At 37.0% G+C, this 12,270-nt stretch carries 10 protein-coding genes; 3 read left to right on the forward strand and 7 right to left on the reverse strand.

Annotation, left to right across the window (positions count from 1 at the left end; genetic code table 11):
• Positions 1 to 5: 5 nt before the first annotated feature.
• The 6 genes from AC5NT5_RS11635 to AC5NT5_RS11660 all read right to left on the reverse strand — a co-directional run bounded on the left by AC5NT5_RS11635 (position 6) and on the right by AC5NT5_RS11660 (position 7,142).
• The gene (locus AC5NT5_RS11635; RefSeq protein ID WP_039489282.1) at positions 6 to 380 is read right to left on the reverse strand and encodes an Hpt domain-containing protein; all 375 of its coding nucleotides are present in this window, start codon (positions 378 to 380) and stop codon (positions 6 to 8) included.
• Between the two features lie 108 nt (positions 381 to 488).
• Entirely contained in the window at positions 489 to 1,229 is a 741-nt protein-coding gene (locus tag AC5NT5_RS11640) for a putative bifunctional diguanylate cyclase/phosphodiesterase (RefSeq protein ID WP_494514069.1), read from the reverse strand.
• Positions 1,230 to 1,726: 497 nt separating this feature from the next.
• Positions 1,727 to 2,017 (reverse strand): hypothetical protein, encoded by a 291-nt coding sequence (locus AC5NT5_RS11645; protein WP_182695800.1) that lies wholly within the window; start codon positions 2,015 to 2,017, stop codon positions 1,727 to 1,729.
• Positions 2,018 to 2,667: 650 nt separating this feature from the next.
• Positions 2,668 to 5,478 (reverse strand): PAS domain S-box protein, encoded by a 2,811-nt coding sequence (locus AC5NT5_RS11650; RefSeq protein ID WP_494514068.1) that lies wholly within the window; start codon positions 5,476 to 5,478, stop codon positions 2,668 to 2,670.
• The gene (locus AC5NT5_RS11655; protein ID WP_182682043.1) at positions 5,471 to 6,082 is read right to left on the reverse strand and encodes a cysteine hydrolase family protein; all 612 of its coding nucleotides are present in this window, start codon (positions 6,080 to 6,082) and stop codon (positions 5,471 to 5,473) included. The genes AC5NT5_RS11650 and AC5NT5_RS11655 overlap by 8 nt, the downstream gene beginning before the upstream one ends.
• Before the next feature lie 22 nt (positions 6,083 to 6,104).
• Complete coding sequence (locus tag AC5NT5_RS11660) at positions 6,105 to 7,142, reverse strand: response regulator (RefSeq protein WP_223231600.1); 1,038 nt, start codon at positions 7,140 to 7,142, stop codon at positions 6,105 to 6,107.
• Positions 7,143 to 7,400: 258 nt separating this feature from the next.
• Between AC5NT5_RS11660 and AC5NT5_RS11665 the strand changes: the two genes are divergently transcribed.
• The 3 genes from AC5NT5_RS11665 to AC5NT5_RS11675 all read left to right on the forward strand — a co-directional run bounded on the left by AC5NT5_RS11665 (position 7,401) and on the right by AC5NT5_RS11675 (position 10,497).
• Positions 7,401 to 7,664, forward strand: a complete 264-nt coding sequence (locus AC5NT5_RS11665) for a GrxA family glutaredoxin (RefSeq protein ID WP_024605333.1) — start codon at positions 7,401 to 7,403, stop codon at positions 7,662 to 7,664.
• A 160-nt stretch (positions 7,665 to 7,824) separates the two neighbouring features.
• Complete coding sequence (locus tag AC5NT5_RS11670) at positions 7,825 to 9,669, forward strand: DEAD/DEAH box helicase (protein WP_024606656.1); 1,845 nt, start codon at positions 7,825 to 7,827, stop codon at positions 9,667 to 9,669.
• 237 nt (positions 9,670 to 9,906) lie between these two features.
• Positions 9,907 to 10,497, forward strand: a complete 591-nt coding sequence (locus tag AC5NT5_RS11675; RefSeq protein ID WP_494514067.1) for a hypothetical protein — start codon at positions 9,907 to 9,909, stop codon at positions 10,495 to 10,497.
• Between the two features lie 76 nt (positions 10,498 to 10,573).
• Here the strand turns inward: AC5NT5_RS11675 and AC5NT5_RS11680 are convergent, their stop codons facing one another.
• On the reverse strand, positions 10,574 to 12,127 hold the full coding sequence (locus AC5NT5_RS11680; RefSeq protein ID WP_494514066.1) for an AbgT family transporter: 1,554 nt from the start codon (positions 12,125 to 12,127) through the stop codon (positions 10,574 to 10,576).
• Positions 12,128 to 12,270: the final 143 nt, after the last annotated feature.

The following is a 12,270-nucleotide window of genomic DNA, read 5'->3' on the forward strand; positions in this document are numbered from 1 at the left end:
TTCTCCTAAATAGCTATACTATTACTCATTATTTGATACGCATCTCGGGTTTTATCCAAGTTGTGTTTAATAACAAGTGCTGCGTGCAAGTTTTCTTGTGTAGTTGACGGTGGCGAATCGTGTAATTGTGTTGCTAACGCGGCTAAAGCAGATGCACCGTATAAAGCTGCTGAATTTTTTAAGACATGCATTACTTCTTTAATTTTTATAGTATCTTCACTACTAATTGCCGTATCTAATTGGTTAGCCATAGTAACTAATTCATCAATAAATAATTTAATTAAACGAGCTAACACGGTTGTCCCAACATCCTTTTCGAGTTGAGTTAATACATTTAGCTCGGTAATACTTTTATCGACAAACTGCTCTGATATGGGCATAGATAACCTTTGTGTAAGTTAAAACTTCTTACACTAATCAAATGTAAGAGTTGTAGTTTAAGAGTAATTTGTTTTTTGCATTTTGCAAATCAAAATGAATATAAACATTTACAAAGTCCAAGTATCAATACTTTTAGTTAACGTTTGCGGCTTATCTAGCAGGTACCCCTGAGCTATATCGCAACCAAGTTGTTCTAATATTTGTAATTGCTCATTCTCTTCAATACCCTCTGCTACCGTTTGTAAACCCAATCGTTGAGCCATCGCAATAATTGCGCTACATAACGTAAAGTCTTCATTATTAGTTGCAATACCACTTACAAAACTGCGATCAATTTTTAAACCATCAATATCAAATTGACGAAGTAAACCTAAAGAGGCATACCCAGTGCCAAAATCATCAATCCACACCTTTACGCCTTCTTTATGGAAGTTTTCAAACGCCTTAGCTATTTTATCAGGACTATGAATGAGCGCTGTTTCCGTTAATTCGACTTTAATAGCCTGTGGTGGTATTTGGTGCTTTTCTAGCAAAGACATTACTTTTGAAAACACATCACCATCTAAGATTTGTAACGGTGAAATATTTAATGAAACAGCAATATCTGTCATACCAAACTGCCGCATATGCTTTAAATCAGACAAGCATTGCTCAAAAATCCAGTCACCTAATTCTAAAATCATTCCCGATTGCTCTACATGAGGGATAAACTCATCAGGGCCAACAATGCCAAAGCGCGGTGATTGGCACCTTACTAGCGACTCAAAGCCGACCAGCTTTCCAGATCCCAATGATAAAAGCGGTTGATAAACCATTTTAAAATAATTATTTTGCATTGAATCAGACATGATTCTCTCTAACTCATGCCATCTTGCTAGATTGACTGGTTTTTCCGATTCTAGGTATTTAAACGCACTCATGATTTTGCTCCGGTTTCACTCTTAGTGACTTATTATATAAAGAGCAATTTACAGGCCATTTTAAATACAAAAAACAGAAATAAAAACCAATATATTCAGGTAGTTAAATTAGAAGATTAAATGGATTTACTTCTCCCATTTCATTCGCATTTTGCAATTCAGTTTGCAATGCAGCTAAATTGGCAAGTGAGCGCTTAATCGAGCTTATAAAACACAGATAAGCCAGTTAATAGATACTGACCAAAGCTAATATTAGCAATTGTATATGAGAAAAGAGAAAGCTTTGATAAAACCCTGTTTAGGTTAAGCACCATCTAAATTTAAGAGAAAATAAATAATTTTATGGGGAGGGATAAAAAATTAAATTGGTGGTAGGAACATAAAAAAACGCAGGCAACTATAAATAGTTACCTGCGCAAAAGTCTCTAGTTTGAAAGAGTGTCGTTATTTTCGTTTTTAGAAGCTGTTACATGTTGTGCATAGTTGGTATTTTGCGAGTCAAACGTATTACTCATCAACTGCGCGTTTTCAACATCAGCCTGTGTAAAAGTAATTGGCTGAATATCTGCCAACGGTTCAATCGAATCGCTACCTCGTAAAACTGTTATACCTATTACTAAAGTGGCAACAAGCAAAATTGACAAAACCATAATTTCAGGTGTTAGTACCCAATTGTTACCTTTAGGCTGTTGTTTGGCTTTTGTGTTTGTTTGCATATTGCACCCCTTAAAAATTTAACTAAATTCGTCTTGATTTGATATTTAATATATTGCGAAAGTCGTGCCAACCAGATAACAACTTTACAAAAAAGTAAAAACCTTACAAAATCATGTCGTTAAAATAAATTAAAGGTATGATTGAGTATTTAAATAAAGTTCATAACATTTTATTTTTATTTTGAATTGCAATTTGCGAATCAAATTAAAAAAACACACTAAAAACACTCGTTAATTACTAAAAAATAAATTTAACTTACTCCTAAAATACTAGGTTAATTTCTCCGTTTATCAAGTTTTATGCAACACAAACTCACTTTTTATATTGTCTGTTGATCTTTGCGGAATAAAATTCGTTCAAACTACAGGCGGTTTAATCCCGGCGCGAGGTTTATAACCCAGCGGGCTCTGTAACAGCTCCTGCGTTACCCTACTGACTTACATCGATGTAAAACCGAGCAAAGCTTCTGCGTCCTGCTCACGCCCCTTAACTACAACCATGTTGGCAACAAAGAGTAAATAGCCCCTAGGAAGATCCCTTTGGGCAGCGCCTGTTTGGCATTAATGCTACGTTATCGCCCATTTATGGAAAATAACCACACTGCTACAAATTTAACCCTAAACGTTTAACAAACCCTAGCCTTCATTGCTCAACTCAGCTTTTCCCACACTTGCGCTAAACGAGAGAGCTTTAAATGTTTAGATTCAATAACCTGCTCTGGGGCATATTTATCAAGTAATAAATAAAGTGTCTCACTTACAATTGGCTTAGCTAAATAGTCATTCATCCCCGCGTCTATAAATCGCTCTTTATCACCATGAATCGCATTTGCAGTGAGTGCTATTATAGGAGTGGTTATACCTAACTTTCTGATTGCTTTAGTTGCAGAAATCCCATCGAGTATTGGCATTTGGATATCCATAAAAATAATATCAATTTCACCGCTTTGCGCCTTTATTATTGCCTCTTGACCATCACTAACAATATGCACACGGCAACCTTTTTGTTCTAAAAACTGCCGAATTACAACTTGATTATTCGTATTATCTTCAGCAACCAATACATTGGTTCCGCTTAACTGAGTTAACCCTAAGGGGCTTTCTAAAGTTTCTTTTTGCTCACGATTGGTAAATATAATATCCAAATGAAACAACTGCTCTTCTAATAAACTAATTGCCCGTAGTACATGGGATACTTTATAAGGGCCATTTAACCTGAGCTCTCTGTCGTTAATATTTTGCGGTAATAAGCTTTTACCTAGCAAATCTAGGATGAGTAAACACGGTGAATTAAGGGAGTTGTATGTATTTATACGCTCGCGTGTTTGGGCTAACATTTGAGGATCAGTTAGTACAATTGCATCAGGAAAACTATCGTACTTGGGTATATCTGGGCATACTTCGTAGTGTTCAAAAGTGATAGAAAACCGAGTGAGCGTATGCTCCAAGGCTGTTTTTAGAATTTCGTGACTTCCTACTATCCATACTTTTGGCTTTTTACTTCGTGCTGCAAACCCTTCTCTTAAAATTGAGTCAGTTGTGTCTATTTGCAGCGGGTAATTAACTATAAACTCGCTTCCTTTATTAAACTCAGAACTAACCGAAATATCTCCACCTACCACATCACAAATTTGCCTACATATCGCAAGCCCTAAGCCACTGCCACCATGCTTTCGAGTAATTGAATTATCGGATTGAATAAAAGGCATAAACATACTGTCAATTTTATTTTTTGCAATTCCCATACCCGTGTCTTTTACAGATATATAAAAGTTTAAATTATTACCTTCAATATGAGTGCACTTAACAGTAACCGTTATTACACCATGTTGAGTGAACTTAATCGCATTGGCTAATAAATTTATGACTATTTGTCTTATACGGGCATGATCACCAATTACTTGAGCTGGTACATCAGGATAAAAATCAAAAATAACCTCAAGCCCTTTTTGTAAAGCACTTTGGGAAATTATATCTATTGCTTCTTCAATACACGTATCAATACTAAATGGCTGATTATTGAGTGTTATGGCTTGTGCTTCAAAACGTGAGTACGTTAATACATCGTCCAATACACTTAATAGCGCGTCAGAACTTGTTTTAATCATTTGTGTATAGCGCATTTGTTCAGAAGTTAAACCGGTATGATGCAAAATATCTGCAGATCCAATCACAGCATTTAATGGCGTGCGAATTTCATGGCTAATATTTGCCATGAATCGGCTTTTTGACTCCGCTAGGGTTTCTGCCTGATGTTTAGCTTCAAGTAATATTTGCTCGCTTTCAATACGCTCTTGTATATCCACAAGTGTCGCAGCAATTGATGATAAATCACTTTCGTAGCCACCAACAATTGGAGTAAGTGTAATTTCGACCCAGTTATTTATACCTTGTGCATTAATTAAACGTATATCAAAGCGACGTATATCACGCTTACCTTGTTTATAATCAAGTAAAGTGCTACTAATTTTTTCTACATCTTCTTTTGCTATAAACTTAATTATAGGTAAGCCAAGGCTCTCATCTACTTTGCTGTGTAGAACTCGCTGCCATGCTTGATTTATAAATAATAGATTGCCAAATGTATCAAGGCGTAAAACAATATCAGGGATATTATCAACGACAGAGTGATAATTATATTCTATCTCTGCCATTGCTTGTTCGGCTTTAACTCGCTGCGTAATATTAGTTTCTATAGCGATAAAGTGCTTTACTTGGCCTTCATTATCTCGCACTGGGTTTGCATCAATAGCAACCCAATAAATATTACCGTTTTTATCGTAATTTGTAGTTTCAACTTGAAAAGGAAGTCCATTTTTTACGGCATGAGACATGACCTTACGGCTTTTTTCACATGTTTTTGGCCCTTGCAGTAAATGACCAGGACTGGTGCCTATAACCTCATCACAGGTGTAACCTGTAAGTACTTCAAAACTATTGTTAACCCACTCAATTACGCCAAATTTATCTGTAATTATTACTAAGTTATTTGTATGACTCGCAACAAGCGATAAGCGCTTTACATATTTTTGCTGTTGCGTTAGTAAAAATTGAGAATCTTTATGGCGTTGAATGTCATAGAGTGAACCTATAAAACCGCTTTTTTCATCATAAACTAGCCTCAACTCAAACCAGTTTAAGAGTCCATGACTATTTTTTATTTGTATTTCTACACTAGGAGTCTGCTTTCCTTCAAGCAAACAACAACTGTATGCAACAAAATGCATAATATCATCGCAATTCATTAACTTAGTGATATTAGAACCAATTAATGAATCGCTTGAGTAACCTAGTTTCTTCTCCCATGCTTCGTTAATATAGGTAAGATTTAAATGTTTATCACACTCAAAAATACATTCATCTAAAATAGCTAATAGCTTTGCTTGACGTCGATTACTATTGGAGAGCTTTTCGACCAATGCATATTGGATTTGCACTTGTAGTTCATCGTTGTTATCCATGCTCTCTCCAATGCTTAATAAAAGTTTTACTATCACAAACTCGCGCATAAAGAGGAAAAACCTCTTCACAGTAAAAAGTTTGTTCAAAAGGAGTGCGACTCGATGTGCAGTCACTTAAAATAGTGACGTTAAAACCAAGTTCAACAGCCGTACGCGCAGTTGAGTCAATACAAATAGAAGTCACCGTACCGGCTAAAATTACATTAGTGACACCATGTTCTTTGAGCTTTTGCGCTAGAGCAGTATGTGTAAAAGCATTTAAACCTCTTTTCCCAGGCACCACTTCTATAACATTGCTAAAAAAATCTAGCTGCTCAATGGTTTGAGCGCCGTACGAACCTGCTTTAAATGCGCCCACATCAGCAATAGCTTTTAATATGCCAATCGGATTTTTAAGCTCACTGTAGTTTTGTGTAAAATGAATGGGTGTATTAACAACTAACGCAAATTGCTCTGCACAGGCGGCCAATAAAGAGAGTGTATTTTCTACCACGCCAGTAATTCTTGACGACTCTTCAACCACGTCATACAAAATACCTTTTGGTGAAAAGTAATCATTTTGAAAACCAATCAAAATAAGCGCTGTTTTAGAAAAGTCATGCATCATTGCCACCTTATTAACCAATTTAAGAAGCTAATTGCCAAGGTTTAATAAACTTTTCTAGCACTGCTTTGGTCACTGGTTTTTGTAAATAGTGCGTAATACCTTTTTCAAATAACTCAGCTATCTGCTCATCCCCTGTTAGCCCCGTTAAAATAACTTTGGGTGTATCATTATTAGGGGTATTTTGACGCACCAATTGCTGTGCTACGTCACTGCCAAACATTCCTGGCATGCGCTCATCTAAGAGCAGTAAATCAAATGGTTCATTTTGAGCAAGCGTTAAGGCACTAGCGCCATTTTCTGCACATGTTACTAAGCAGCCCAGCATTTCGAGCATCACTTTTGTTGCAATTTGGCTTGGTAAGCTGTCATCCGCCACTAATACAGATAAACGTGTTTGCGTATGAAATGTTGTTAAAATAGTAATTAGGTCAGTATCAAAAAATGGCCAACCTAATATTTTTTTAGATAGTTTATTCTCTTGGCTCAGCTCACTAATGTCGCTAATAGTGCATAACTTTATGTGTCTATTTATGCTGTCACCATTTAGTTTATCAGTTAGCGCATCACCACTAAGGTGACGTAAATCTTCAATCTGTACCGTTTCCTTAAAAGTGCTATTGAATAATTTAAAATTTAAGCCAAAGCGCTCATGGGTATTATCCGATGTTATTAAACAACTTTTAAATAACGCCTCACAATCAGTTAGAACGTCTATATTTTGGCTAATATCTAGTGCCAAACTAACAGACTCTTTTGTTGCTAAAAGCCCATGAAAATCCAGCGTGCTTACTTGCTCAGAATCATCAATCTGATAATGAAGACTAACCCCTTGTATATTTGCTTCTAGGTTAAGTAAAAAGCTCTGCTTAACAGATGCTAGCGCTGGAATCAGAAATTCCTCGCATTGCGCAATCATTTGCTCAAGAGGGATTTGCAAACAAACGTAGTTACATTGCAACTTATTAATTAAAGTAACTGAAAAATTTCGATTTTGGGTTTCACAATATTTACCGATTACCCCTTGGATAATTTCTAACACGTGACTATTAATATTCATAAAGTATTCTCGTTAACCCAATGTATACCTCTTAATCATCAAGTTATGTGCCACAAATTAATTCTTGTAAACACACTTGCATTCATATACTTAAGTATTAGTCAGACAACGCTTTAGTTTCTCATTCGCATTTTGCGAATCATATTGCTGTGCAATATATGATTTATGGTTTTTATTAGAATGGTGTAATCGATTTTTTTTGCTTTAAATAATTTTTCAATCATTTAAACTGATTTTAATCAAATTGAGGAGAAAGCTATGTTAACTGTAATTTTTGGCCGTGAAGGTTGTCCATATTGTGTTCGTGCAAAAGATGTTGCGCAGCAACTATCAAATGAACGTGATGACTTTAAATTTCGTTACATCGATATAATTAAAGAAGGCATTAGTAAGGCCGATCTTGAAAAGTCAGCTGGTAAACCTTGCCCTACCGTTCCACAAATTTTTGTGGATCAAAATCACATCGGTGGATTTACAGAATTTGAAGCTTACGCAAAAGAAAACCTAGGCTTGTACAAATAAGCGTTGTATTAAATATGTTAACCAGTTTAATAAACCCCAAATTAAACTGGTTAAATTTCGACCAACATCAAACACATAGAAATTAGTTTCAATTTATACAAGCATTTGCCTCGCGAATCCTATATAATGCGCGCCTCTTTAAATTCGTTGAGGCGTATTAATGTCAGAACCAGTCACGTTTGAATCTCTAAATCTTTCTCCTGCAATTTTGAAGGCAGTTGAAGAGTTGGGTTACAAGACACCATCTGAAATCCAAGCTCAATGTATACCGTTATTGCTAGAAAGAAAGGACGTACTGGGACTAGCTCAAACGGGTACAGGTAAAACCGCAGCATTTGCACTGCCATTACTAAATAATATTGACCCGTCTGTGAAACAGCCACAGATCCTTGTACTCACACCAACACGTGAGCTTGCGATCCAAGTTGCTGAGGCATTCGAACAATATGCTAAACATGTTCGTGGTATTGAAGTATTGGCACTATATGGTGGCCAAAGCTACAGTATCCAATTAAGCGCACTTCGTCGTGGCGCTCAGGTTATTGTTGCAACTCCAGGTCGTTTAATCGATCACATTAACCGTGGCACTATCAAGTTTGATGCTCTACAAGCACTTGTACTTGATGAAGCCGATGAAATGTTACGTATGGGCTTTATCGATGATGTAGAAAGCATCATGGAAAAAACACCGCGCGAAAAGCAAACATGTCTTTTCTCTGCGACTATGCCTAAGCAAATTCAAAACATCAGCAGCAAGTATATGAACAATCCTGAACAGGTTCATATTTCTGCGCGTAACTCTACAGTATCATCTGTTGAGCAAGTGTTTTGGAATGCAAGCGTACATAAAAATAAAGCAATTGTTCGCTTCTTAGAAGCTGAGCAATATGAAGGTGCTATTGTTTTCGTACGTACGCGTAACGATACAGTACAACTTGCTGAGTTATTAGAGCGCGAAGGTTTCTCTGCTGCTCCACTTAACGGTGACATGAACCAGCAAGCACGTGAACGCACTGTAGATCGCTTAAAAAGTGGCATGCTAAACATTGTTATTGCAACAGATGTAGCGGCACGTGGTCTAGATGTTGACCGTTTAAGCTTAGTTATCAACTACGATATCCCACAAGATTCTGAAGCCTACGTTCACCGTATCGGCCGTACAGGTCGTGCTGGTCGTACTGGTAAAGCAATCTTATTCGTAAAACATAACGAACGTTATTTACTTAAAAATATCATTCGTCATACGAAGTCTGAAATTGCTCAAGTTGAATTACCTACAGCAAAAATTGTTGAAGAAAAACGTATCGAAGCGTTACAAGCAAAATTAACTATTGCGCTTGAAAACAAAGACATCACGTTCTTCAATGAAGTAGCTACTAACATGGCTGAAAAACTTGATCTTCCTCTTGAAAGCTTAGCGGGTGCGTTACTGTGTTTAGCACAGCAACAGTCGCCAATTAAAGTTGAAGAAGTTAAGATTCAACCTCGTGAACGTAACGAGCGTAACGACCGCAATTCACGCAACGATCGTGGTGACCGTGGACGTCGTAACGAACGTGGCGGCGAACGTGGTGGTGAACGCGCTGAGCGTAAACCTCGCGAACGTAACAGCCGTGATGCAGGTCCTATGGATACTTACCGTATCGAAGTAGGTCGTGAACATGGTGTTCAGGTTAAAAATATTGTTGGCGCTATCGCTAACGAAGCTGACATCTCAAGCAAGTTTATTGGTGATATTCGTCTACACGACAATCACAGCACGGTTCAATTACCGCAAAACATGCCTAAAGATGTACTTGATCACTTCCAAAAAGTGTTTATTTGTAAACGCCCTATGGGCTTAACAATTACAACTGATCAAGGTCCTGCTGAACCACGTGGCGAACGCTCTGAGCGTCCAGCTGGTGATAAGAAACGTAGCTTTAATAAAGATGACGGCGCACGCGGTGATAAGCGCAGCGGTCCTCGTAAAGAACGTCGCCCTGTAAGCTTCACAGCTAAATAAGCAACGACTCTTTAATAAAAAAAACCTTGCCACGAAAGTGACAAGGTTTTTTTGTTTTTAAGCTGCTGCTACAGTGAAAACAAAGTAAACTTTCGCGTCAATTCAATAGCGGCTTGAGATAGTTTTTTTAGCCTGAGTTCGGGTTACTTAATGCCTATAAATACATTTCTCTGATTTTTAAAATAACAAAAATTCTGTAAACTAGACAAAGGCTATAGTTCACGGACGAATTAAAAATTGAAAAAGATTTACGACAACTTGCTCCTTGTAGCAATAATACTCCCCATTTTATTATGCATCACTCTTCCTATTTTAATGGACTTTACAGATCCACCATTCATCTCAAATGAACTATACGACGTTGTTTTCTTTATAACCCTCCCTATTATCTGTTGTGCACTATTTATCTATTTAAATATACTTATTTTCAATAAATATAAACGCTGCAGTAAATATAGAGAATCACTTAAATACAATTTCTCAGATACTAAAATAAAATTAGCATCCATTTTTATGTACCCATTATCCCCTTTATTAATCTTTGGAATACTCTATGTTTTTATCTCTGATCCTATTAAATTATGGGCTCACTACACGCAAGGCGACTATTGGTATAAAGAATACATCCTGACCGATGTACAAGAGTGTGGCACTGAGTATGAAGATAGCTGTACTCGTTTATACTTCAAAGACCCTAAAACGAATAAGATTCATGATTTTAGGTGGTATGACGATAAGTCTACAATAATGAACAACAAAAATGATTATGTGTATATTGTTGGAGAGGCCAGCTTATTTGGCTATATAGTGAGAGATTTAGAAAGGTAACTTAGACTTACTTTTACATTACAGGACTTTTATTTAAAAACCTCACTCAAGTGAGTGAGGTTCATAAAGGTTTAGGCTAAGGCAATGCTGGATAAATGTAGCTTGCATCTAAACCTAAAGGAATACCAAGTGCCCAGTAACCTAATAAAAAGATACTCCAGCCAATCATAAAGGCAATTGAGAACGGCAGCATAATAGCAATTAAAGTGCCTATACCTGTGCCTTTGACATACTTTTGACAGTACACCACCACTAATGGGAAGTATGGCATTAACGGTGTAATAATATTAGAGCTTGAGTCACCTACACGATAAGCGGCTTGAGTTAAGTCTGGCGAAATGCCAAGTTGCATTAACATCGGTACAAAAATGGGGCCAAGTAACGCCCATTTTGCTGAACTTGAACCTACAAACAAGTTAACAAAGCCAGTTAAAAAGATAATGCCTACAACCGTTACTGCACTTGGCAATTCCATCGCCTTTAATAACTGCGCACCTTCAATTGCGAGCAGTGCACCTAAATTTGATTTACTAAATGCAGCAATAAACAGCGAACAGAAAAACGCCATGACGATATAATATGCCATACCGCTCATCGCTTTACTCATAGCATCAATCATATCTTTTGAAGTTTTAAAAGTGCCTACCGTAAATCCATATACAGTGCCTGGAATCCAAAAAAGTAAAAATATTAGTGGCACAATTGATTGCATTAAAGGAGAGCTAAAATTAGTAAGGGATCCGTCACTACTGCGCATTGCAGAATCGTCTGGAGCAGAGACAAATGCTAATAACGCAAGTCCTGCAATCATCACGGTACTGGCTATATAAAAGGCCCGTTTTTCATCACTACGTGCATCTTCAAATACAGGTAAATCCTCTTTAGCACCATCAATCGCTGTTTTTTGTAAACGTGGTTCAATAATTTTATCGGTAATGTACCAGCCTAATGCCACAATAAATAAGCTAGATGCTGAAGCAAATGCCCAGTTATTTAACGGGTTAATTGTTATTGCAGGATTAATTATTTGCGCCGCACTTTGGGTAAAACTTTGTAGTAATGGATCAATCCCTGATGGAATAAAGTTAGCGCCAAAACCACCACTGACTCCTGCAAATGCAGCTGCAATACCCGCAAGTGGATGGCGTCCTGCAGCATAAAATATAACACCAGCAAGTGGAATAACTAATACATAACCTGCGTCAGTAGCGGTATGGCTCACAATGGCCACTAAAATGATTGAAGGCGTTAATAGCTTTTTAGGAGTCACTTTAAGCATTAACTTAAGACCGGTATTAATAAAGCCCGAATGCTCTGCAACACCGACACCTAACATAGCTACTAAAACAACACCTAAGGGAGCGAAGCCAGTAAAGGTTTTTACCATAGAGGATAAAAAAGTAGCGAGCGAATCACTTGCCAGCATATTATTAATAATAATCGCTTCACCGGTACGTGGGTCAATTGCATCAAAACTCACGCTTGAAAACCACCACGACAAAAACCAAATTAATAACATTGCAAACAGAAATATTACGGCTGGATCTGGAAGCTTATTTCCTACTCGCTCAACAAAGTTTAAAAAACGCGCTACAACCCCTGAAGGTAAAGCATCTTGATTATTATTCATTCTTATTGTTCCTAAAATTTATTTTAGTAACAATATCGCATAAAAACAAAACAGTAAATTAACATGAAAATCTACTTTAAAAGTTTTGGGCACAAAAAAACACGATAGTGATAAACACATCGTGTTTTTTGTAACACTTAGGG

The sequence above is a fragment of the Pseudoalteromonas sp. J2K-J599 genome (genome assembly GCF_059295115.2).

Bases quoted from the DNA above. Each gene is read 5' to 3' on its own strand.
- AC5NT5_RS11640 (WP_494514069.1), bottom strand. From the start codon at position 1,229: ATGTCTGATTCAATGCAAAATAATTATTTTAAAATGGTTTATCAACCG.
- AC5NT5_RS11680 (WP_494514066.1), bottom strand. From the start codon at position 12,127: ATGAATAATAATCAAGATGCTTTACCTTCAGGGGTTGTAGCGCGTTTT.
- AC5NT5_RS11670 (WP_024606656.1), top strand. From the start codon at position 7,825: ATGTCAGAACCAGTCACGTTTGAATCTCTAAATCTTTCTCCTGCAATT.
- AC5NT5_RS11665 (WP_024605333.1), top strand. From the start codon at position 7,401: ATGTTAACTGTAATTTTTGGCCGTGAAGGTTGTCCATATTGTGTTCGT.
- AC5NT5_RS11655 (WP_182682043.1), bottom strand. From the start codon at position 6,082: ATGCATGACTTTTCTAAAACAGCGCTTATTTTGATTGGTTTTCAAAAT.
- AC5NT5_RS11660 (WP_223231600.1), bottom strand. From the start codon at position 7,142: ATGAATATTAATAGTCACGTGTTAGAAATTATCCAAGGGGTAATCGGT.
- AC5NT5_RS11650 (WP_494514068.1), bottom strand. From the start codon at position 5,478: ATGGATAACAACGATGAACTACAAGTGCAAATCCAATATGCATTGGTC.
- AC5NT5_RS11645 (WP_182695800.1), bottom strand. From the start codon at position 2,017: ATGCAAACAAACACAAAAGCCAAACAACAGCCTAAAGGTAACAATTGG.
- AC5NT5_RS11635 (WP_039489282.1), bottom strand. From the start codon at position 380: ATGCCCATATCAGAGCAGTTTGTCGATAAAAGTATTACCGAGCTAAAT.